At 52.5% G+C, this 22,867-nt stretch carries 15 protein-coding genes; 11 read left to right on the top strand and 4 right to left on the bottom strand.

From position 1 onward, the window contains the following. Positions 1–263 precede the first annotated feature (263 nt). The 3 genes from AC0L8N_RS06990 (at position 264) to AC0L8N_RS06980 (ending at position 3,312) form a co-directional block, all read left to right on the top strand. On the top strand, positions 264–1,067 hold the full coding sequence (locus AC0L8N_RS06990; RefSeq protein ID WP_473666861.1) for a hypothetical protein: 804 nt from the start codon (positions 264–266) through the stop codon (positions 1,065–1,067). Further along, on the top strand, positions 1,067–1,966 hold the full coding sequence (locus tag AC0L8N_RS06985; RefSeq protein ID WP_473666860.1) for a dihydrodipicolinate synthase family protein: 900 nt from the start codon (positions 1,067–1,069) through the stop codon (positions 1,964–1,966). Before AC0L8N_RS06990 ends, AC0L8N_RS06985 begins: the two co-directional genes overlap by 1 nt. A gap of 68 nt (positions 1,967–2,034) precedes the next feature. Beyond that, positions 2,035–3,312 (top strand): aminotransferase class V-fold PLP-dependent enzyme, encoded by a 1,278-nt coding sequence (locus AC0L8N_RS06980; protein WP_473666859.1) that lies wholly within the window; start codon positions 2,035–2,037, stop codon positions 3,310–3,312. 11 nt (positions 3,313–3,323) lie between these two features. On the opposite strand, the gene AC0L8N_RS06975 is transcribed toward AC0L8N_RS06980, so the two are convergent. Beyond that, entirely contained in the window at positions 3,324–4,112 is a 789-nt protein-coding gene (locus tag AC0L8N_RS06975; RefSeq protein WP_473666858.1) for an SDR family NAD(P)-dependent oxidoreductase, read from the bottom strand. A 365-nt stretch (positions 4,113–4,477) separates the two neighbouring features. On the opposite strand from AC0L8N_RS06975, the gene AC0L8N_RS06970 reads away from it, so the two are divergent. Both AC0L8N_RS06970 and AC0L8N_RS06965 read left to right on the top strand, forming a co-directional pair. Further along, positions 4,478–7,255: an FG-GAP repeat domain-containing protein gene (locus tag AC0L8N_RS06970; RefSeq protein WP_473666857.1), complete on the top strand. Its 2,778-nt coding sequence runs from the start codon at positions 4,478–4,480 to the stop codon at positions 7,253–7,255. A gap of 1,030 nt (positions 7,256–8,285) precedes the next feature. After that, positions 8,286–11,120, top strand: a complete 2,835-nt coding sequence (locus AC0L8N_RS06965) for a TonB-dependent receptor plug domain-containing protein (RefSeq protein ID WP_473666856.1) — start codon at positions 8,286–8,288, stop codon at positions 11,118–11,120. A 213-nt stretch (positions 11,121–11,333) separates the two neighbouring features. On the opposite strand, the gene AC0L8N_RS06960 is transcribed toward AC0L8N_RS06965, so the two are convergent. After that, entirely contained in the window at positions 11,334–12,248 is a 915-nt protein-coding gene (locus AC0L8N_RS06960) for an IclR family transcriptional regulator (protein ID WP_473666855.1), read from the bottom strand. A gap of 379 nt (positions 12,249–12,627) precedes the next feature. Here AC0L8N_RS06960 and AC0L8N_RS06955 point away from each other — a divergent pair, with 379 nt between their 5' ends. From AC0L8N_RS06955 to AC0L8N_RS06935, 5 genes are all read left to right on the top strand, one after another. Next, positions 12,628–13,968 carry an aspartate aminotransferase family protein gene (locus tag AC0L8N_RS06955; RefSeq protein ID WP_473666854.1) on the top strand — a complete coding sequence of 447 codons (1,341 nt, stop codon included), beginning with the start codon at positions 12,628–12,630 and terminating at the stop codon, positions 13,966–13,968. A gap of 62 nt (positions 13,969–14,030) precedes the next feature. Then, positions 14,031–15,491 carry an FAD-binding oxidoreductase gene (locus AC0L8N_RS06950; RefSeq protein WP_473666853.1) on the top strand — a complete coding sequence of 487 codons (1,461 nt, stop codon included), beginning with the start codon at positions 14,031–14,033 and terminating at the stop codon, positions 15,489–15,491. Next, complete coding sequence (locus AC0L8N_RS06945) at positions 15,488–16,339, top strand: fumarylacetoacetate hydrolase family protein (protein WP_473666852.1); 852 nt, start codon at positions 15,488–15,490, stop codon at positions 16,337–16,339. Before AC0L8N_RS06950 ends, AC0L8N_RS06945 begins: the two co-directional genes overlap by 4 nt. Positions 16,340–16,378: 39 nt before the next feature. Beyond that, a complete protein-coding gene (locus AC0L8N_RS06940; protein WP_473666851.1) occupies positions 16,379–16,780 on the top strand; it encodes a RidA family protein in 402 nt (133 codons plus the stop codon). Further along, positions 16,780–17,736 carry a succinylglutamate desuccinylase/aspartoacylase family protein gene (locus tag AC0L8N_RS06935; RefSeq protein WP_473666850.1) on the top strand — a complete coding sequence of 319 codons (957 nt, stop codon included), beginning with the start codon at positions 16,780–16,782 and terminating at the stop codon, positions 17,734–17,736. Before AC0L8N_RS06940 ends, AC0L8N_RS06935 begins: the two co-directional genes overlap by 1 nt. A gap of 48 nt (positions 17,737–17,784) precedes the next feature. Here AC0L8N_RS06935 and AC0L8N_RS06930 read toward each other — a convergent pair whose 3' ends face one another. Further along, a complete protein-coding gene (locus AC0L8N_RS06930) occupies positions 17,785–18,891 on the bottom strand; it encodes a pyridoxal-phosphate dependent enzyme (RefSeq protein WP_473666849.1) in 1,107 nt (368 codons plus the stop codon). Between the two features lie 42 nt (positions 18,892–18,933). Beyond that, positions 18,934–19,812: an SMP-30/gluconolactonase/LRE family protein gene (locus tag AC0L8N_RS06925; RefSeq protein WP_473666848.1), complete on the bottom strand. Its 879-nt coding sequence runs from the start codon at positions 19,810–19,812 to the stop codon at positions 18,934–18,936. Between the two features lie 147 nt (positions 19,813–19,959). On the opposite strand from AC0L8N_RS06925, the gene AC0L8N_RS06920 reads away from it, so the two are divergent. After that, positions 19,960–22,764, top strand: a complete 2,805-nt coding sequence (locus tag AC0L8N_RS06920) for a sodium:solute symporter family transporter (RefSeq protein ID WP_473666847.1) — start codon at positions 19,960–19,962, stop codon at positions 22,762–22,764. Positions 22,765–22,867: the final 103 nt, after the last annotated feature.

Below are 22,867 nucleotides of genomic sequence, written 5' to 3'. Positions count from 1 at the left end.
GTACACATTCAGGCACCCTGCGAAATCCACCAGACCCAAAGTTCCATTAGTCGAGACAAATGTTCTTGTTGATGGGATTGTGCGTATTGCAGTAGGATGCGAGCTTGAAACTATAGGCGCGACTCGAGCGGTTAGTAATCGGGTCGGAGCTAAATAGCTAAAGGCGATCGAATTTTTCACATTGAACAGGCTTATGTGATGACTGACAGGATTTTGGCCAGGCTTTTGTCGTTGACTTTGAATCAATTCGTATCGATTTCATCATGAAGGTCATCGATTTCTCCCGCTCTTTCATCTGTTTTCGAATTGATACGACCAAAAAACAGGCGAGAACTGTCAGCCACCAACCGATCTTCACGGTAAACAATGCCCGCGTGCTCGTAGATTGCCGTTGCGTCATCAGCGAGAAGGACACGGGGAACGAAGAGGTGTTCGTGCTGGGAGCAAGTTGCAAGACGGAGCGTGTAGGTGCTGAACGTGATATTTGGACAGAGCCGAATGCGGACTTCGTGCCGATTGTCTCTGGCTCTCAGTTTATGCACATCAAATCTTACGAAGTCGCCAGTAAGAGTGTCGAGTTTTATCCACCAAGCCTGGGTGAGCAATCCGACAGGATGATAGTCACCTCGGAGGAAGCTTTCGATCGCGTGCGGGTTGATGTTTCTTACGGCGCTGGAAGTCTTCTTGAGACACCAGAGGCCATTATCGCAAGTACATTACGAAATGACCCGCTGGTCGCCAGAACAGAATTGGAGAATGATCGATACAAGGCGGTTATCGAGTATCCAATTAAGACAATGAACGCGAGTCAGGAAGATCAGATTTACCAAACTGATACGGGACCAATTCTGTTTCCGGATCTGTCGCTGGACAGGTCAGATCTCTTGGGTGGTATGGAGCTCTCTTTCTCTGCTTTCAATTCTGATTCGTGGACGGAGTTTCTCGTGAGATGTGCCAGTCCTGTAGGCGATGGCATCAGTGTGTATCACTATTCTCGCTCTGTGCGAAAAGATAGCGTTAAAAATCAAATATTTCGATTAGAACAACCGACAAACGGAGAGAGATGATGATATCGACCGCCTTGGTCACTGGTGCTGTAACCGCGCTTGGGACACCACTCGACGAACGTGAGAATCTTCATGTTATCGGAATGCAGAAGCAGGTCCAGGCTCAGGTCAGGGCTGGCGTAGATGCATTGCTTGTGCTCGGTTCGATGGGTGCAATGCAGCTTTTGAAGGATGAAACATTCAAAGAAACGCTGCAGGTGACAGTCGATGAAGTGGCTGGGAAGTTGCCGGTCATTGTCGGTTGCGGGGACGCCAGCACGGAGCGAACTGCGGCGCGCATTGAGTGGGCCGAGCGCCACGAGGTCAGCGGTATTGCTCTAACAGCACCCTTCTTCTTCACTTTCTCTGCGCGGGAGCTTTGTGAATACTTCAAAGAGTTGGCAGCAAAGACCGAGCTGCCAGTCTATCTGTACAATCTGCCCAGCCGAACGAACAATCCGTTAAGTTACGAAATGATCGTTGAGTTATCCAAGGTGGACAACATCGTAGGCGTCAAGGAGTCAGGTGATCTTCTCACCTTACGTCGTTGCGCGGAGCATTTTGGGTCGACTGACAGTTTCAGTGTTTTGTCGGGCCTCACTCCCTTTGTGGATGTTTCGATGCAATTGGGAGCACACGGCATCGTTGACGGTCTGTTCGCGCTGGTTCCTGAATACTCTGTTGAGCTTATTCGATGCTCCCGAAATGATGATTGGGCGGGAATGGTTGCCGCGTACCAGAAAATTCAACGTGTAGCAGCTGTGGTTGGTGTCGACTCCGTTTTCGGCGGGTTCACTGCAGCTATGAATTTACGTGGTATTCCTGGAAATTTTGCGCCAAGGCCGTACACGAAAGTATCTGACCAAGGACGTGAAAAAGTGCGTGGTATTTTGCAAGAACTGGACATTTCGCTTCGCTGACAGCATCCCGCAATGCCTGGAGTCCTAAGAGTGCTTTTTAGCCGGAAACGACAAAATTGGAGAGATCAATGATGGAACGACGTGCATTCCTGGGCTTCATGGCAGCTTCTTATGTAAGTCTTCATGCGGAGGCTGCGAATGCGGTTTCGTCAGCAGTTCAGTCTGTATCCTCGGACCCTGTGCGATCTGCACAAGATGAGGACTTTTGGTTTCGTATCCGGCAGGCATTCAGCATTGATGGGAATCAGATAAATTTCAACAGTGGCAGCGTTAGTCCCGCCCCCAAGTTTGTTCAGAAAGCGATGAACGACTACCTGACCATTATGAACATGAGTCCATCACTGTATGTTGGCGACCTGCTAACACCAGAGTTGGAAAATGTGCGGCGCAGATTGGCAATGACGTTCGGTTGCGATACTGAGGAACTTGCGATCACGCGCAATACAACCGAGGCATTAGAGAACGTCATACTCGGAATTGATCTCAAGCCCGGCGATGAGGTGTTGACGACAAATCAGGACTACATCAGCATGCTGTGGAGTTGGCAGCAACGAGAGAAGAGAGATGGCATCGTTCTTAAAACGATTCCGTTTGAGCTTCCCGTGCCGAAGCTGGAGGATTTGGTTGAGCGCTTCGAGCGCGCCATCACGCCGCGCACCCGGGTCATCATGGTGTCGCATGTGACCTATACGACAGGCCAGATATTTCCGGTAAAAGAAATCTGCGACATGGCCCGCAAACGAGGCATCCTTACCATAGTTGATGGCGCGCATAGCTTTGCCCACTTCCCGTTCAGCAGAGACGATCTCAATTGTGATTTTTATGGCACCAGTCTTCACAAGTGGTTGACGGCACCCATTGGCACTGGCTTCCTGTATGTTCGTAAAGAAAGAATCAAGGATGTCTGGCCTTTAATGCCGGCGCACGGGGACAGGAAGCACGACATTCGAAAGTTCGAGGCAATAGGGACCTATCCAGTTGCAGCGAAAAACGCTATTACTTCGGCTTTGACTTTTCATGAGAGCATAGGGGCTGAGCGCAAAGCCGCGCGCCTCGTTTACTTGCGAGAACGTTGGTCAAAGCGAGTCGAGGCATTGCCGGGTGTTAAAATATTGAATGGTTCCGAGGGCTTTCAAGCGTGTGGTATCGGCGCTATGGAGATTGAGGGCGTTGACGCTCGGGCGTTGTCGGACTATCTCTTGTCCAAGCACCGTATTCACTTACGTGCTCGAATTGTTCCGAACGAGTATTCAGCAATTCGGGTTGCGCCAAATGTATTCACGACTCTGGAAGAGATTGATACATTTTGTGCCGCAATCGAGAGGGTCGTCAGTAAGGGGATATAATGGGCTGATCGCTAGCCGCAGATATTCTTTATGGAGGGGATCAGTCGCCCGGCGCTGATGCCACCGTCTACGCTCAGTACCTGTCCGGTTAGCCAGTCGCTGTCGCTGCTTGCCAGGAATGCGGCTGCTCCCGCGATATCGGATGGCGAGCCGTATCGCCCCAGCGGCGTGTACCGCATCCAGGCCTTATGCAGCTCTGAATCCTCTGAAGGAGGCGGGTCGTTTGGAACCGGAACGGCGCCAGGGGCGATGCAATTTACCTGAATACCGTACTCAGCCAAATCAAAAGCCGCGCCGCGCGTGAAGTTAATAATGCCCGCTTTTGTCGTGCCGTACAGTGAGTTGTGGTACGCCCCTCCCAGGCCATGGATGGAGGAGACCGTAATAATCTTCCCGGCGCCGCGTCCTTTCATTTGCTCCGCAGCGTGCCGAACTGTCAGGTAGGTGCCGATAAGGTTGGTATTAATCAGTGCCTCAAATTCCTCAAGGCTCGTATCGAGCAGCGGTCTGGGCGTGCCGCCGTAACCAGCATTGGCTACAACGATGTCGGGTGGACCGAGGGATTGTGCGGCGGTATCGAACATTGACTGCACTTGCTGCTCGTTACGAATGTCAGCCTCGATGGATAGTCCGCGACGGCCCGATGCTCTAACGACGTCAACGATCCGCTCGCTTTGTGCCTTGTCGCCAAGGAAACCGATGACGCAATCGGCTCCTTCCTGAGCAAGGCGTTCAACAATCGCGGCACCAAGCCCGCCGGAAGCGCCCGTGACAAGAGCGATTTTGCCGCTAAGTTTCATCAATTCGACTCCTGATATTGCTGTTAGAACGCGTTCCGCTATTCGTTTGCCCGACACGCTGTCAACAGACTTCGCGCAGCAGTGTACTGTATTCCGATCTTGGTACCGCCATGTGACTGCGGCGTTCAGGTCGACCGTTCATCCGCGGCTGGTGATTTTCGCACACAAGAATAGTCCCATCAAATGAGATGATCATCCCTCTTGATGGTATGCCGGCTATTGGCTAAGATGCCATTGACGGTTGTCGGGGGAGGGGGCGATTTGCTTCAGTTTCCTGCTCTGCGCGAAACGTCTCCCTATTTGCAGGCCGCCACATTCCGAACATATCGGCATCGGCCAAAACCAGTGATTTTCGAGGAATTAAAATGAAACAGTTCGCTTCGGCTCTTGGAAAGCTACTGGTTGCCGGTTTGCTTGTCGTGAGCCTCATTCTTTCCGCAGCCGGTGCGGAAAAAGCCGCCGTATGGATCGAAGAGTCGTTCGAGGACTTTTCGGACGGTTATCTCGACAGTAGTGGTGCCAACCTGTACGTCTCCGCTGAGGGAACCATTCAGATCATCAATCGCTGGGATGTGAACATGGATGGTTACATGGACTTTTTCTTCGGCAACACTCACGACATCAATCACACAGAACCGGTCTGGGTCTATCACAAAGGGCGTGGCAAACCCGAGGCGCTCGCATCAAAAGGCGCTCATCGTATTGCGGCGGCGGATCTCAACGGCGATGGGCACATTGACTTGGTCGTTGGTAATCGTGACAACAATATTTCTGATGATGTTGTTGCATTCGTACATTGGGGTGGGCGCCGTGGATTCTCGGATACTGCACCACTGGAGTTGCCGGCGCATGGGATCAGCGGGATCGCAATTGCCGATCTCAATGGGGACGAGCGTCCCGACGTGGTCTTTGCGAACGAGACGGGGACAGTATCCTACATCTATTGGAACGGACCGAGCGGGCTGTCGAATCGAGACCGTACAGAGCTTGCGACGGAAAATGCAGCCGCAGTAGCGGTAGCCGATCTGAACGGCGACGGTTGGGCGGATTTGATCTTCGCCAACGGTAATAATTCGGGCGGTGGCTCCTATATATATTGGGGTGACGGCAAGAACTTCACGGCGTCTCGCCGGCAGGTACTCGAGACCAAGCATCCGGTAGCGGTGGTCACGGGCGACCTGAACGCGGACGGGAGCCAGGATATCGTGTTCGCCAATACGGAACTGGGCGAGACTGGATCCACAAATTCCTATATCTACTGGGGCGCCGCCGGCAGCTACTCGAATGACAGGCGTAGTGAGTTGCCTTCAGGGTCGGCGGCGGATGTTGCGCTTGCCGATCTCGACAACAATGGTTACCCAGAATTGATCTTTGCTTCCGCCGGGTCGATCGGTCGACGCTGGGCTGATAGTCCGGTTTCCACGCGTTCGACGGTTTTCTGGGGCAGCGCTGAAGGGTATGCCGCGGAGCGCACCACCGATATTCCGACCTATGCTGCGACATCGGTCGCAACCGGCGACTACGATGGCAACGGTCGGCTCGATATAGTGTTCACTCAATTTAGGAGCAAGAGTAGCTACGAGACTGAGTCACTGCTCTTTCTGAATAAAGCGTCCGGCCTTGATTTAGGTGCGCCGTTAAAGTTCACGACCAGAGGCGCGCGCGACGTGGTGATGGCCGATTTCGGAGGCGATGGAAAGTCTGATCTTGCCTTTGCCAACAAGCGCAGTGGTAATGCACAAGGTACGGTCCCATCCTATTTGTATTTGGGCAGCGCCGAGGGCTATTCCGCAGCGGGTCGTATTGACTTGCCATCCTCGGGCGCCAATCAGGCCACCATTGCCGATTTTAATGATGACGGGTGGACGGATGTGCTGGTCGATAATTCGGATCACGACGACCCGAGTTTGAAGGTAGGTGCCAGACTGTTCTGGGGCGATGCCGAGGGCATTTCTCCAGACAGGTTCACGCGAATAGACGTAGACGCGCCATGGGGCAGTAGTGTCGCGGACTTTAATCGTGATGGCTATTTGGATATCGTCTTCTCAGCAGTAACGCCGGGGGTCGACGCCTTGTTCGTCTACTGGGGTGGCGAGGATCCCTATGCCAGAGAGCGACGCACTATTCTGTCGCTCACTGACGGCAGAGCCACTGCCGTAGCTGATTTGAACGAAGACGGTTATCTGGACATCGTTGGCACCAGCGTTGCAGAAAGTCTTGCGAGGATCTATTGGGGCGGCCCCGACGGTTTTTCCAGTGATCGTTACAAGTCACTGCCAGGTTTCGCTCCCGTCTCCGTGGAGATTGCCGACCTGGATGCGGACGGGCACCTGGACGTCATCGTATGCAATTTCTGGAACCCGGCTGACAAGAGCTTTGGTATTCCGTCGTATATCTACTGGGGCGGGACATCCGGGTATTCAGAGGCGCAACGGACCGAACTCGAAACCTACGGTCCACACGACGCAGCCGTCGCCGACCTGAATGATGACGGCCATCTGGATATCGTATTCAGCAACTATCGCACCGATTACAGTCGGGATCCGGCTGCCTATGTCTATTGGGGCGGCGAAGACCGGTTTGATCAAAGGCGACGCTCACTCCTGCCGTCCGAAGGCAGCGCAGGAATACTGTTGGCCGACTTGAACAGGGATGGACTGTTGGATCTGGTTCTCGCTGATCACAGCACCAACCAAGGGGACCATCGTCGCGACTCACAAATTCTTTGGGGTTCTTCGACAGGCCTTCAGAGCGCTGAAGTGACCTGGCTGCCCGCTCTTGGGCCGCACAACATGCACACGGTCGATGTTGGCAATCGAACGACGCGAAAACTCCAGGAAGAGTACGTGTCATCCGCCCATGAGGCTGACTCACATTTTTCCGTAGTTCAGTTGTCTTGGGAGGGGAAGACGCCGCATGGAACCGAGCTCAAATTTCAGGTACGAACAGCGCAAAGTCATGAAGAGCTTTCGCATGCTATCTGGACCGGCTCGGGTGGCGAGAATACTTACCTGGACTCATCGGGTGTGATACTTGACGCGATGGGCGAGCGACAGAAATGGCTGCAGTACAGAGTGATTTTTAAGACGCCGGACGGCGGCAACTCTCCTTTGTTGACAAAGGTCGAGGTGGAGCTCCGGTGACCGGCCATTGATCGGCAAGCATTGTTGCCGCCGCTCTGAACTTTCAGTGCCGGTATCAACCGGCTCTGGATGCCGATAGATCTTATCGGGTTTCTCCGGCCGTTAGTGGCAGTGCGAAGAAAATGACTTTCTGGTCTGTTTGTTTGTGTGGCCGGAAGTGTTGCAGCCTGCTACTGATGGTGAGCGTGCTCAGTTCATTTTCTTGAGCGGCGCGTACTTGGTTATTCGAAAAAACCACACGGAGCTGCGTCCGCGTTGTCGGTAATGGTTGATGCGGTAGTGCGATAGTTATCGTATCGATGATTGAGGACGCGTCGATGCTCTCCGAGACACCCGGAGTGCGACACTTGGATTAAGTCCAGTGGTTGGTTGTTGGCCGGGATGGCGCAGCCGCGATCAGAATTTGCCAGGCAAGAAGTTTGTATGGCAGGAATTTCGCATCATTGTTTCCGGTCCCATATTCCGTCGCGACCGAAATCGATCTGATGGCCTATACCGGCCGACGTTCGGCTTATGTAGCAGTTACGGAAAAGCGCATCAACTCTGATGAGGGTGGTCGGCAGCGAAATTTCATAACCTAGAATGAAATATCCGGAATATGGAACGTTGCGGGCATTGCCGGGAGGTCGAAGCGGTTTTTGATGCTGACCTTGGGCGTGCTCCAGGTTTGTACTGCGCATCGCCCCCTTCGTGTCTGATATCTCTTTGATAAATAGATACAAAAAGGGTCTTTTTCAGAGTTCAGGCAAGCGCAGAATCTGTCCCGGAACTGCTCTTGTACGGGCAAGTTCAGGCATAAACTTTTTCAATAGATATTGCATTATAATGAAACTGACGTACCATCTGCTGGAACCACTTCTCAGCGTGGCTGAGAGTCGATTTTTGCGGGGAAATGTAAGCCGTGACAGGAAAGTCAAATTTCGTTTGCAATTCGGTAGGGCCATTTGACTTGCGCGTCACGTTCGAGAGATGGATTGCACTGTAATCAGTGCACAAAGATGAAATCAAAACCATTGATGGGGGAGATACGATGTTTCATGCACGTACAGTGTTAGGTCAACTATGGCGTTTATCGGCTATGGCTGTTGCCGCTTCCGGCGTGACCACGGTTGCGCACGCACAGCAGGGCGCTGACTCTGCTATTGAAGAGATTGTAACGACGGGAACGCGGCGTGCAGAACGTACGGCGGCGGAATCAATGGTGCCCATAGACGTTATTAGCGGTGCGGAGCTTGAGAACCAGGGTTCTCCGGATATGGACGACATGCTCCGAACAACTATTCCCTCATACAATGTATTGCGCTCTGCGACCTCGGATGAAGCTTCAATTGTCAGACCAGCAACGCTGCGTCGTTTGCCGGCAGATAACACGCTGGTGATGGTCAATGGCAAGCGCCTGCATCGTTCGGCCGTGATTACCGGGGGTGGTTCGCAAGGTCCTGATCTTGCTTCCATTCCGGCAATGGCAGTCCAGCAAATGGAAGTTCTTCGAGACGGTGCATCTGCACAGTACGGATCCGACGCTATCGCTGGGGTCATCAACTTTGTCTTGAGAGATGACTCAGAAGGTGTCTCACTGGAGGCGAGAACAGGTCAGTACCTAAAAGGCGACGGAACAATGTTCCAGTTCAGCGCCAATGCAGGGTTTCCAATCGGTGACAGTGGTTTTGCGAACGTGACGGCGCAGTGGAGAGAGATGGATCCGACGAACACTGCGATCCAGCGTACAGTTGCGGAAACATTGCATCGTTCGGGTAATGCGGAACAGCGGGCTTCGATTGGCCATCCTACTGCCCAGCCGTGGAGTCAGCAGGAGGTCAACGATGACATCATGTTGTTCCTCAATTCGGGAGTTGAGCTGTCAAATTCGCAGGAAGTGTACTTCTTCGGCAATGTCGGCAGTCGCGATACAAAGACTAATTTTCTTTGGCGTAACCCCAATAGTCAGGGGTCAGCGTATACGAGCAACTTCAATGGCAACACCTACCGAGCAGTCGTGGATACGAACATTGTTCCTGGCGTTGGTGGGCAGGTGTCAACCTGTCCGGCACTCGTTTCACCTGGGTCCGGTGCAAGTGGTGTAGACCTTGATCCTGCGGCCGTAGCCGCCGATGCAGCTGCTCTGGCGTCGCTCCCGGCCAACTGTTTCGTCTTGAATCAGATCGTCCCTGGTGGCTATACGCCATTTTTCGGTGCCAAGGTATCGGATGCCTCCGGTGTCATGGGGATTCGTGGGGAAATGGGCAACGGCCTATCCTATGACTTTAGTGGTAGCCTCGGGCGCAATGAAGTGGAGTTCTATATAGAAGATACTTGGAACCCATCACTTGGACCCGATGCTATTTACGACGGCGAGTTACAACGTGATTTTGACATCGGCTCTTACACTCAAGTCGAAACAAACCTCAATGCAGATTTCTCGTACCCCGTAGCGGTGTCGGCCTTTGCATCTGACCTGCACATCGGGTTTGGTGCCGAATGGCGAGAGGAAGAATTTGAAACGCGAATGGGTGAAGAGAACTCGTGGAAAGCGGGTGACTACGCTTTGCAAAATGTCATTTTCTCAGATCCTAACTGTTACGGTGACGGCGTAACTTGTCAGCTGGATGGCAGCGGTGCGGCTATTCCGTTGCCAAATCTGGCCATTGCTACCCACGGATTCGCTGGGTTTAGTCCATCTCAAGCCGGTAGGTGGAACCGAAGAAACTGGGCTGTTTATACCGACTTTGAGGCGGATATTACTGAGCGATTCACCGCCGGAGTGGCAATACGATTTGAAGACTTCACTACCTTCGGCACCACGACCAATGGAAAAATCAGCGGACGATTTGCTATCACCGACAAGGTCGCCATTCGCGCTTCGGCCAGCACAGGTTTTCGTGCTCCTACCCCAGGGCAGGCGAATCAGACCAAACTTGGTACAAATACGGTCGATGGTCGACTCGTTCAAGCTGGGCTGATTCCGCCGACAAACCCTGTTGCCGCGTTCCTCGGTGGTAAGGAGTTGGAGCCAGAGGAAGCAACCAACTTCTCGATTGGTGCGGCGATTGATCTCACCGATTCATTGAACCTGACAGTGGACTACTTCAATATAGAATTTGACAACCGGCTAGGTAAGTCCGGTCTGATCAACATTTCCAGCGAACCACCGCTAATGGATGGAAGTTGCCCGACAACGGTTGGCAATAGCGGTAACCTGGCGCAATGTCTCGAAGAAATTGGCATTCCGGGTGCTACGAATCTATCTGCGCTGAATTTTGCAACCAATGACACTGATGGCCAAACGACTACACAAGGTGTTGATCTGGTAGCGACCTGGAACCTCGATTTCGCCAACGCGGGTAGTGGCCAGTTGGTCGCAGCCTGGAACTGGACCGAACTCGAAGTGGACAAGACCGGTCCAAGTGCGGATCGCAATAGCGTGGTCGCTGCTGAAAAAGGCATGCCCGACAATCGAGGAATCTTTACCTACAACCACTACATTGGCGAACTTAGCTTCCTGCTGCGAGCGAGTTACTATGGCGAATGGACCAATGCAGGATATTCGGCAGACCCAACGTGGTCGGGTCCGGGCGACAGCCCGCAGTACACATTAGAGTGTGCCGGAACACCTAATGGGACCGGTGGCACAGTGTTCACTGACGAATGCTACGGATCAGAATGGATCTTCGATATAGAGGCGGCGTACTCGTTCGCTGACAACTGGACGGCAGTTCTCGGCGTCCAGAATTTTACCGACAATTTTGGGCCGGAAGATAAAATCAACGCCGGTGGATTGAATATTATTGGTACACGCTATGACCCAGCAAGCCCGTTCAACTACGATGGTGGCTTCGTGTACTTTCGGTTGAAGGCAGACTTCTAAGTTGCACAAAAGTGAGAGCGGGGCTTTCAGCTGGAAGCTCCGCTCTTGTGCTACCGATGGATACCTAAAGGTTAATGCCTGCTCCAAAGCGAATTGCTGATCGGACTAAAAAGCGCAAGGCAGTGTCGGTATCTTGTTGTTGTAGTTGCGCCGTTGGGTGCGTCTGACGAGAAGCGTCGAATTTTGTCTGTTATCCCATGGTCGCGCTAATCACTATTTTTTTGATTTTGCACGTACGCGAGATACCTTTAGTGGCGGGATTTCTTCCAAAGTCAATTTCTGGGCGATTGAATGCAGGGTTTTCGCGACCTCAGGGACCTTTGACATGGGCAATCTCGACGCTACTCCGCTTATGCTAACTGCGACTGGCGCGCTTAAGCCTGGTACGTATACCGCTATGCAACGGCCTTCTTCCTCGTTTTCCCTGTCGTCTACAGCGTAACCTTGTTCCCGGATTTTCTCTAACTCTGCCATGAATACGCCTGGCAAAGTAATGGATTGTGAAGTCAGCTTAGGCATTCCCGATTGCTTCAGTATCGCTCGAACTTCGGTATCAGGCAGGTTTGCCGCAATGGCTTTCCCCAATGCGGTAGCGTGTATGCAGTCTTTGTCACCTTTGTGGGCGGAAAGGCGTACCGATTTTTCACTCTCGACTATGTCCAGATAGCTGACGGACTGGCCAACCAGCATTCCCAGGTTTGCTGTTTCATTCCATTTGTCACGAGCCCGGGACAGCAATGGTCGTGCTTTTCGAATAAGTTGATCGATCTGGTTCGGTTGGTGTGTAACGAAATCCACGCCCAAGCGATACCTCTGTGTTCGGCGATCTCGCTCAACAAAAGCTTCACTCTCCAGGATCAAGAGGTATCGATGTGCTGAGCTCTTGGGTAGTTTGGTGGTTTGCGCAACATCAATAAGAGAGGCTCCTTCGCTGCCACTCTCGCCGAGCATTCGGAGTATCGCGCAGGTCCTGGAAATCGAACGGCTGCCAGTCGAAGATGATTTGCTTGATGTCATAAATTGAGACTTGCCAAGTTTGGTTAAGGTGCCTTCCCAAGAGTGCAGGGCAGGATTGGAATTTTGCAGCTTACGAAAAAAAACCTCAATTCTTCTAATTATTACACCCATGCAAGCATGAATGAGTAGGTGCCGAATTTACCTATAACTGAGATCGATATCTTATTTGACAGTACGCAACATGAGTTGTAGTGACGCTGGTGTCGTCACCCAAAACGGCTAGAGCTCGGGATTCGGTTACAACTTTTTCAGAGCAAAATCATACCATAGCGCACGAAACTCCAGTGATATTGGTCTCTCTGGGAACTAGGTTCCTGTTGCCGTTCATCAACAAAACAACTATTATGCCAGCTATTGGAATGCCTATCCCAGTAGATGGATCTTCATGCCACCGAAGCAGCCGAATGTAGCTGCGCCCGTATTGGTGGACGTCGGCAGGATATGGACTCCGTGATTCGTTCACAAAGATCAGTTAGCGAGGAGTACCAACATGACCTCAGCGAACAAGCTGGAGGGTTGCGATGATCATCATCAGTCGCTCAAAAAGACAATGGCTTACCATGCGGAAGCTTCGAACTACATTGCCGGTGGAGTAAATTCCAATGTCCGTCTGGATGGCCGACCAGTGCCTCTGTGCTTTAAGTCCGCTAAGGGTTGCACGCTCATTGACCTCGACGATAACGAGTATGTTGACTATGCGGCTGGCATGGGTCCGACAATACTTGGCCACGCACCCAATGAATTGATTAGTGCGGTAGCTAAGTCTCTGGAAAAAGGGCAGCTGTATGCCGGGCAGTCCAACTTAGAGCTCGTATTGGCAAAGCGCCTCGCGTCAATTCTGCCAAGTGCCGGGATGATTCGGTTTGGCATGTCCGGTTCAGAGATGGTCCAGGCCGCAATGCGTGTTGCGCGTGCCTATACAAATAAAACCAAGATCATAAAATTCGAGGGCCACTACCATGGTTGGTTCGACAACGTCTTGGTTAACCTCAATTCGGAGCCTGGTACCTTTCAGGCGGGTGAAGATATTAAGTTGCACTTGCAGACAGAGGGGCAGACGGCATCGGTCGGAAAGGACTTGGCAATCCTCCCCTGGAATGACATAGATACCTTGTCGGCATATCTGGAGCGACATGCTGGGGAGGTCGCCGGCTTGATCATGGAGCCAGTCATGTGTAATACGGGCGTAATTCCGCCCGCTGACGGCTATTTGCAAGCAGTCCGTGATTTGTGCGATCGCTACGGCGTCGTGTTTATCATGGATGAGGTAATCACAGGATTTCGTCTCGCACTTGATGGCGCCCAGGGCCGTTTCGGCGTTACACCAGATATCGCAACTTACGCAAAGGCATTCGGAGGTGGCTTTCCGGTGGCCGCGATGGCAGGTGACCCGAGCATCATGGCATTGTTCGGTTCGGGAGTCGTCAACCACTCCGGCACGTATAACTCCAACGTAGTCAGCATAGCCGCTGGAATCGCAACGTTAGAGCTGCTGTCTGCAAATGACGGTGAGGTCTATCGGCAGATCGAAGCGCGTGGTCAACAATTAATGCAGGGCATCAAGTCGATTGCAGAAAGCGCCGGAGTTCCTTTACAGGTTCAAGGTTATTCAGGCGTTTTTCACACCTTCTTTTCTGATTCTTCAACAATCAGCCGCTACGCAGACTTCAAGCGTTGCGACCATGAAAGGCTTAGTCGATTTCTCGGCGCTCTGCTAAAAGTCGGAATACGGCCGACGGGTCGCGGCACGTGGTTGCTTACTGCAAGTCACACTGAGGCGGTTATCGATCAAACGCTTGAGCGGTTGTCGAAAGTGATTCGAGCGTTTTAGTGATCGAACACAAATACATTCCGCAGAAAAAGATGTATCGATCTGGAATTCAGAGTTAGACAATGCAAAACGATATTGAAGAACATACTCCGCCTGACGCGCTCTATGCCAGTGCATCGGAGCGTAGAGCGTTAGTCGACAAGATTGCTGCGTTTATGGGTGAACGGTTGTCCCGTTCTGCAGCTGTGCGGGAGCAGCACGGGCATGGCGAAGCATTTCATGCATCCCAGCCACCCGATGCAGTTGCGTTTCCCAATACGCGCGATGAAGTCGTCAAGATTCTGCGACTCTGTCACGACCACCGCATGCCCGTAATACCGTATGGAGCGGGAACATCATTAGAGGGCCACCTAAGCGCTGTACACGGCGGCATATGTCTAAATTTGCAAGGCATGAACAGCATCCTGGAAATTAATGACGAAGATTGTGATTGCCGTTTGCAACCCGGAGTAACACGCGAACGACTAAATGAAGAGCTTCGGCACACCGGACTATTCTTTCCGGTCGACCCTGGCGCCGATGCGAGCCTTGGTGGAATGAGTGCAACCCGAGCATCGGGAACGAATGCGGTTCGGTACGGCACAATGCGATCAAACGTGCTGGCGCTTGAGGTTGTGCTTCCAACTGGAGACGTGGTCCGGACGGCACGACGCGCGCGAAAGTCTGCAGCTGGCTACGATCTGACCGCACTTTTCGTAGGCGCAGAAGGAACGCTTGGCATTATCACCGAAATATCCTTGCGACTGTATGGCCGACCGGAGACTGTTGTGACTGCCGTTTGTCCGTTCCGAGACATACAGGGCGCAGTTTCGACGGTAATTGCAACCATTCAGCTTGGCGTGCCCATTGCTCGTGTTGAGTTTATGGACTCTGCTCAGGTCAGTGCCTGCAATCGCTTTTCCGGTACTGAACTTGCAGAAAAGCCGACGCTACTCTTGGAGTTTCATGGTGCTGAGGGGTCCGTTGCCGAACAGATTCAAACAGTAAAAACACTGGCAGCAGATTTCGGCGGCGGGAGTTTCGAATCATCAGACTCGCCCGAAGCAGAGCTAGAACTATGGCGAGCCAGACATAACGCCTTCTACGCTTGCAAGGCGTTGCGGCCGAACTCAGGCGTGATCATCACGGATGTTTGCGTTCCAATCTCGCGCCTCGCCGATTGTATTGTTGAAACGCACAGGGATATTCAATCCAGTGGTTTAGTGGCCCCTATCGTCGGGCATGTTGGCGATGGAAATTTTCACGTATCGATTGTTGTTGATCCAGAGAGTGCTGAGGAGCTGGAGCGAGCACAGGACTTCAACAGGCGTCTCGTCACACGGGCATTGTCATACGGTGGAACGTGTACCGGCGAGCACGGTATAGGGCTAGGTAAGCGAGAGATGCTGATCGAGGAGTTAGGGGACGAGGCAGTCACGTTGATGCGGTCATTAAAATTGAGTATCGACCCTCACTCCATCATGAATCCGGGCAAGATTTTTCTTGAAGATCCTGCAATGACTACTGAAAGGCTTAAACAATGAAACTAATTCGCTGGGGGCTGAGCGGGCAAGAGCGACCGGGACTAATCGACGCGAATGGAGGATACCGCGACCTGTCTGATCACGTCGCGGACATAGGTGGGGAGAACCTCGATCCGGCTATCCTGGAAAAACTTTCCACCATTGATCCTGACTCTTTGCCGGAAGTACCCGCTGGAACGCGGCTTGGTGCCTGCGTCGGCCAGGTGCGTCATTTCTTGGCGATTGGACTGAATTATGCAGACCACGCAAGCGAGGCTGGTATGGCTCTACCGGAAGAGCCGATTGTATTTAGCAAGGCTCCATCATGCATTGGTGGAGCGTATGACGATATCTTGATTCCACCCCACTTTGAGAAGACCGATTGGGAGGTCGAGGTCGCAGTCGTCCTTAGCCAAAGGCTTTATCGCGCAAGCGAAGAGGAAGCACAGCGGGCAGTGGCGGGATACTGCGTTTGTAATGATCTTTCCGAGCGTGCCTATCAGTTAGAGCGGGGAGGCAATTGGATTAAGGGCAAGAGCTCCCCCTCATTCGGGCCGCTCGGACCGTGGCTAGTGACGGCAGATGAGATTCCAGATATCAATGATCTTCATATTTGGCTGGAGGTGAACGACGAGCGTGTGCAGGATAGTAATACGAACCAAATGATTTTCAATGTTCCAAAAATCATTTCGTACTTGTCGCAAGTAATGATTCTGGAAGCTGGTGACACCATCACCACTGGTACTCCACCGGGTGTCGGGATGGGGATGAAGCCACCTCGTTATCTCAAGCATGGCGACAAGGTGCGCTGCGGAATCGAAGGACTCGGCGAGCAGCGTCAGATTTGCAAGGATTACGATTCACTCTAAGGCAGCTTTGCACTGAAAATCACGAACAGGTCTAATACGATGTCAAAAACAATGAACGCCATCCTCGGTGATGTACCGAAGTCACCTTTGCCCTTCAGCCCGGCCATCGAAGTCAATGGGTTTGTATTTGTCTCGGGGCAGGCGTCTGTTTCTTTAACCGGTGAAATTATTTCCGGTTCCTTTGAAGAAGAGATGCGCCGATCTTGTGAAAACCTCAAGCGTATATTGAGAGCCGCTGGCTGCGGACTTGAGCATGTAGTCCAGACTCGCAATTATGTTTTGGACCCCGCGGACTTGAAACTGTTTAATAGTATTTATAGCGAGTATTTTACTGCCCCTTTCCCGGCGCGCACGACGATCACAAATTGTCTGCCAGCGACTCTTAAGTTCGAAATAGACGCTATCGCGATTAAGCCTGTCGCTGCTGCCAAGGCGACATGATGGCGGGTCCCGTTAAGAACAAAATTCTGAGTCGTAGTATTGATATTGGAGACAGCGAAAGACTCGAGATCATCGAGATCACTGGTGCTACTTCGGGGCCTGTGGTCGCCATCATTGGCGGCGTGCATGGTGATGAAGATGAGGGCGTCCTGTCAGCGAAGCGCCTCGTGAAATTGCTCAGTGCGCAAACTCTTAATGGGACAGTGCGAATTCTGGCTGTTGCGAATCCCCCGGCATTTCGTGCTGGTGAACGGCTAAGTCCTGTTGATAACAAGAACCTGGCTCGAGAGTTTCCGGGGAGCGCGACAGGGAGTATGACGGAACGCATAGCGCATGCGATTTCGTCTCAGGTTATTGCTGGCGCTGATGCATTGATCGACCTGCATTCTGCCGGCGCGCATTACGGCTCGGTTTTGTTTTGCGGCTATTTCGAACTCAATACTCCTTACAGTCGCAAGGCCGCGCGGCTTGCACGTGCATTTGGAGCGCCTATCGTGTGGGCCCATACAGTAGCGACCCATGGTCGGACGGTCTCTACCGCTCTGGACCTGGGTGTACCGGCGATATATGCGGAGTGCGGTGGAGGTGGTCAAGTACGTGCCTCTGAGTTGGCGGCATATGTGGATGGCTCGATTAACGTGCTCGTGTCACTTGGAGTTATTGAGGGCGAACTGACACAAGGTCGAGCGCCGTCATTGATTGAGGATCCAGGCGGCGATGCAGATAATGCAATAAACGCACCGGAGTCAGGAGTATTGGTTACGCATGTTTCGTCCGGGGACATTGTTCAACAGGGCGCCGTGTTGTGCGAGATATACGATGTACAAGGCAACGCAATTGCAACTGTACAGTCTCCAGTAGATGGGATCGTCATCTTCGTCAGACGGACGGCGCGAACCGACAAGGGGCAAATGGTTGCCCTGCTCGCAGCACAGCCCAAAGACTGGTCCGCCTAACGCATTCTGTGCAACGCGGACCTTGCTAGCGTGGTGCAGAAATTCTCATTAGCGCCTCAGCGCTGAAGCCCAATCATTTATTGCGACTGGCAATTCGTCAGTTCCGAGCGTCTTCGGGGAGGATGCGGTCTTCTCTATGGCGCTGAGGTCTTTTAATCCGGTCGATGTCAATATCAGTACGACGGAATCGTCCGCTGCTAGCTTACCGCTTCTACGATCCTCCATTGCAGCGGCCAAAGTTGTCGCCCCTGCCGGTTCAACGACAATGCCCTCAAGAGTCGCGAGCAAGTTTTGAGCGTCATAGATCTCTTTGTCGGTTGCTGATGTTCCCCAGCCCTTCGACGTTCTAATTGAGTCTGCCGCCAGTTGACCGTCTGGTGGTGATGGAAGTTGAAGTCCAGATACATTAGATACGCAACGGTCAATTGTGGGCTGCGAAATCTTATGCTGCAGGTAAGATACGATGGGCGAGCAACCGGAGGGTTGCGCCGCGACCACGCGGTTATTTGAGGTTCGGCAGCGAAAACCACGGCAAATGGCACTCACGAGACCGCCACCGCCAGTGGGAACGTACACCACGGCATCATTGAAACCGGCATCATCCAGCTCGTAAGAAATAGTATCGGCGCCATGCATGCCCTTTTCATTGTAGCGATGTGCTGTAACGCCAAGGTAAAGCCCGAATTTTTCGGCGGCAGCGCAAACCTGGCCGAACATGGAATTCTCGGACTTGGCGTCGCCTTTGTCGCCTACGCCAATGATCTTTACTACGCGCGTGTGCGCAAGGGAGAGGATTGGTAGCAGTTTCTCGCGAGGAATTGACGGCACAACGGCGAGGAAGCCTGCAAGGCCGGCACGGCTTCCGTAGGCGGCCAAAGATGTGCCAGCGTTTCCCGATGATGTTGCTATCCAGCCTGCCTTACCCTCATCAAGCGCTAGCGAGATCGACATTGCGGCAACTCTGTCTTTGTAAGAGCCGGTAGGGTTTGCGCTCTCCATTTTGGCAAAAAGATTCGGCAGTCCGACGCGATTGCCAAGCCGTGGCAACGCAACAACAGGTGTGGAGCCTTCGCCCAATGAAACTCTTGCCCGAGTCGTAGGTAGTTCCGACGCGTACCTAAAAATGCCGATCGAAGCCTTGGTGGTTATTGTCATGATTCTGTTTCCATTTCTGGAGATATTGTTAACTTCAACGCGTCACTCTGCGTAGCACGGTCGCAACTGGCCTGATGTGTTGGTTTGAACCGCAAAGATTGCGCCAGCGTTAGGCTCAACCGGATGGTTTGACTGCTCAACGCCCTTTGCGGTGGTAATGAACAAGGTTCGCATATCCGCGCCGCCGAAAGTGCAGCTGGAAGTCCTGCACACAGGGACGGTTACTGTTTCGATCAGCTTGCCATCCGGCGAGTAGCGATGAATGGCACCTGCGTACCATATTGCCAACCATATACACCCGTCGACATCGACGGTTAGACCATCTGCCAGACCTAACTCCGGAGGGATATTGACCAGACGCCGTCGACGTTCGAACTCGCCGGTGTCCTCACGAACGTCAAATAGATCAATCCCGCCAGCGGCAGTATCGACGTAATAGAAATATTTTCCATCCGGACTCCAGTCGAAGCCGTTGGATGCGGTAATGCCGCCAATCACCGTGCGAACGGAACCGTTTCGTTCAAGGCAGTACAAGGCCCCTCTTTCCCGGTGATTGTCGAGGCAAGCTGACCCCACCCAGAATCGCCCATTCGAGTCGACCTTTCCGTCATTTAGCTTTTGGTGTTCGTCATCAAATGCATTCGCGATCAAAACCGGCTTCGCGCCAAGCTCCGCGATAGAAAAAATACCGGCATCGCCTGCAAAAACATAGCCACTTTCTCGATACGTCGTGACGCACCCAATTGATTGGCCAAGCGCTTGTTTTTCAGAGCGACCATCGAAAGTGTTTGTTCGCCAGATAATATTTGTCGCGATATCTGCCCACACTAGCTTGCCGTGCCTGTGATCCCAGACTGGGCTCTCAGCAATTACCGCGCCCTTATCTACGACGATTTCTGCCCCGGTGTGTCTTGTTTTCAATACGGAGTCTACTGTGCAGGTGATTGTAAAGAACGGGGAGATATCATACTATCAAATGGGATACATATACTAGCAGATGGGATATATGAAGAGAGCTGGAACGCAACTGCCGGCTACATCGACGATGTCATCGGACGGAGAATAGAAGTGGATTGGATCCGAAGTTTGGCGTTGGCGATTCTCTTTCTAGCACTACCCACTTTCGTTCTTGGGGCGATCAATAACGACTCGCCACAGACGACTGTCGAGTGGCGACAACTGGGTGAAATACCCAGCGGTACTCTTGGTAAACGACTGAGCCAAACTCCAGGATCCACAGGGCAATTCGTGGGTGTGCACAATGGCGCCCTAATTGTCGCGGGCGGGGCCAATGTCGTAAGTCAGAGTGGCCACCCTGACGGCGACAGAACGTATTCCGACGCAGTCTGGTTTACAACTCCCGCTACACCGCCAGTTGGAGAAGCTGACAGCGAAACCACAGTCGCTGAACAGCCCATGAGGCGGGAAGTAACCGAGCTGACACTGCCCGGCAAGCGTGCATACGGAGCGTCGGTCAGCCACAAGCTGGGCTTGATTGCCATTGGTGGTACCGATGGCGCGATGGTGTACAGCGATGTGTTTTTGATTCGTTGGAACGATGCTACAGAGCTATCTGCTGTGCTAACGCTGCCCCCTTTGCCCAGCGTCTCAGTTAACGGTGGCGCAACTGTTATTGGTGATCAGCTCTATGTGGTGGTCGGTAGCACCGGAGACCGTCGAACAGACCTAATGTACGGATTCGACCTGTCGCGCATCCAGTTAGACAGTGCCGGGAACCCACTTTCAGACCGAGGCGTCGTCGCCATTTCGAACCAGCTGGACGAACATGGTCGGTCAGTTAGTCCGTGGCAAAAATTGCCATCATTACCTGAAGGAGCAACCGAAGGCCCCGCGTCCAATGGTCTTATCGTTGTCGGACAAACGGACGGCAGTGGTGACCGCCTTTATGTGATGAGTAAGCAGCGCGCCATTTTCCCGGGCGGGCATGGTGCAGCAAATGGGGTTGAGCCACGCCTCAAACTATCGAGTCAACCACAGGAATACACGGATAACTGGAAATACAATCCGACAGAAAAGCAGTGGGGGCATGCAGCTGGTTTAAGGATTGATGACCGCAAGATTGTCTCGAGCAGGTGGGCCGGTACGGCGCTTGGCCAGTCGCATATTTTGCTATTGGCTGATTCCGGTGATGGTCAGGAGCTGAATGCGTTGGCGTACCACACGATTACCGATACTTGGACTGACTACAAGATTCTGTCCTCAACGAACAATAAGCCGAACGAAAGAAGACATTCTGAATCTCAATCCGGCACGGCAACCGCCGTACAATGGGGTGAAGGCATCACGTTAGTTCGAAGTGGGACTGCTGACATTGTAGCGACTGTCTCGCAAATCGAAGTCAGAGGGGCCGCCCCCAATTTCGGTTGGCAGAACATGACAGTGCTGGTGATTTACCTGCTCTCTATGGTGATGGTTGGTGTCTATTTTGCATTCGGAAACACCGATACCAATGACTATTTTCGAGGGGGGCAGAGGATACCCTGGTGGGCCGCAGCCTGCTCAATCTATGCAACGCTGCTAAGCTCACTGACGTTCCTTGCATTACCGGCTCTAATCTACAGAACCAACTGGTTGCTATTAGTTGGCTCCCTTATGGTATTGCTCGCGACACCTATTGCCGCCTACATTGCCATGCCATTTTTTCGCCAGATTGATGCTACCAGCGCTTACGAATACCTCTCCAAGCGATTCAATATGTCGGTAAGACTGTTCGCAAGTGGCCTGTTTACACTTTTTCATATCAGTCGAATCGGCATTGTGCTGGCATTGACTGCTCTGGCGTTAGCGGCAGTAACACCATTGGACGCTTGGCAGTCTGTCATTGTCATGGGCGTATTGTCGTTAATCTATTGTACCTTGGGTGGTATTTCGGCCGTTATCTGGACAGACACTATTCAGACCGGTGTGCTGGTGATTGGGGCATTGACATGCTTCGGTATCATAATCAGCGGTATTGAAGGCGGAGTGCTCGGATTTATCGATATAGGCATGGCGAACGACAAGTTCCAAATGATCAATTGGGACTTTAGCCGGACCAGTATGACCAGCCTGTCGATTTGGGCGGTCGTGTTAGGCGGATTCGGTCAGCACTTGTCCAGCTATATCGCGGATCAGGCAATTGTCCAACGTTACATGACCACCAAGGACGTTAAGGCAGCGACTAGTTCGGTATGGATGAGCGGGATTATTGCGATACCGGGCGCCTTATTGTTTTTTTGCATAGGCACTGGGCTTTATAGCTTTTACCAGGTACACCCGGAGAGATTGGATCCCACCATTCAAACTGATCAAATATTTCCGGCCTTCATAGCGTCGGAGGTTCCAGTTGGTATTGCTGGTCTCATTGTCGCGGGAATTTTCGCAGCTGCTCAGTCGACGGTTTCGACCAGCATGAACTCAACCGCCACAACCTTGGTTACGGACTTTATGCGCCCGTTTAACGCATGCCGTTCCGAGCATGGCTATCTTAAAGCTGCTCGAATCCTGACAGTTCTGATCGGAGTACTTGGGACTGCAGTTGGGCTACTGTTTATCAGTCCAGAAATTCGTTCATTGATGGAAGAATATTTTAAGGTTCTAGGGATGTTCATGGGAGCGCTGGGCGGTCTGTTTATTCTCGGCGTTGGGACTCGGCGAGCGAATAGTTGGGGCGCCCTAATCGGCATTAGTATCGGAGTCGGTGTAATGGTACTGGTTTGGCGAATGGGCTGGGCGGACGGATTCATCTTCACAACAATCGGAATGCTGATCTGCCTGGTGTCTGGCTATTTGGTGAGCTTGCTGTTGCCGTCGGACGGTCGTGACCTTGAAGGACTAACGTTACGTACCATGCGCCGTGTGCAATCGGAATGATATACCCCGCTGCGGTTTTCGTGCTGGCCGATGCACCAAGTAGAAAAGAGCAGTGTCTGGAGACTCCATATGGTAGTTCGGGTTCTCCAAAATTGCGCGGGTC

It is taken from the genome of Woeseia sp. D3-10 (assembly GCF_055809415.1).
This window is presented reverse-complemented; position numbering and strand designations above follow the sequence as displayed.

What these genes read in the sequence shown, in the direction of transcription:
- AC0L8N_RS06935 (WP_473666850.1), top strand. Translation starts at nt 16,780, where the DNA reads ATGGCGGGTCCCGTTAAGAACAAAATTCTGAGTCGTAGTATTGATATT.
- AC0L8N_RS06950 (WP_473666853.1), top strand. Translation starts at nt 14,031, where the DNA reads ATGCAAAACGATATTGAAGAACATACTCCGCCTGACGCGCTCTATGCC.
- AC0L8N_RS06945 (WP_473666852.1), top strand. Translation starts at nt 15,488, where the DNA reads ATGAAACTAATTCGCTGGGGGCTGAGCGGGCAAGAGCGACCGGGACTA.
- AC0L8N_RS06960 (WP_473666855.1), bottom strand. Translation starts at nt 12,248, where the DNA reads ATGGGTGTAATAATTAGAAGAATTGAGGTTTTTTTTCGTAAGCTGCAA.
- AC0L8N_RS06975 (WP_473666858.1), bottom strand. Translation starts at nt 4,112, where the DNA reads ATGAAACTTAGCGGCAAAATCGCTCTTGTCACGGGCGCTTCCGGCGGG.
- AC0L8N_RS06965 (WP_473666856.1), top strand. Translation starts at nt 8,286, where the DNA reads ATGTTTCATGCACGTACAGTGTTAGGTCAACTATGGCGTTTATCGGCT.
- AC0L8N_RS06985 (WP_473666860.1), top strand. Translation starts at nt 1,067, where the DNA reads ATGATATCGACCGCCTTGGTCACTGGTGCTGTAACCGCGCTTGGGACA.
- AC0L8N_RS06940 (WP_473666851.1), top strand. Translation starts at nt 16,379, where the DNA reads ATGTCAAAAACAATGAACGCCATCCTCGGTGATGTACCGAAGTCACCT.
- AC0L8N_RS06955 (WP_473666854.1), top strand. Translation starts at nt 12,628, where the DNA reads ATGACCTCAGCGAACAAGCTGGAGGGTTGCGATGATCATCATCAGTCG.
- AC0L8N_RS06980 (WP_473666859.1), top strand. Translation starts at nt 2,035, where the DNA reads ATGATGGAACGACGTGCATTCCTGGGCTTCATGGCAGCTTCTTATGTA.
- AC0L8N_RS06990 (WP_473666861.1), top strand. Translation starts at nt 264, where the DNA reads ATGAAGGTCATCGATTTCTCCCGCTCTTTCATCTGTTTTCGAATTGAT.
- AC0L8N_RS06930 (WP_473666849.1), bottom strand. Translation starts at nt 18,891, where the DNA reads ATGACAATAACCACCAAGGCTTCGATCGGCATTTTTAGGTACGCGTCG.
- AC0L8N_RS06970 (WP_473666857.1), top strand. Translation starts at nt 4,478, where the DNA reads ATGAAACAGTTCGCTTCGGCTCTTGGAAAGCTACTGGTTGCCGGTTTG.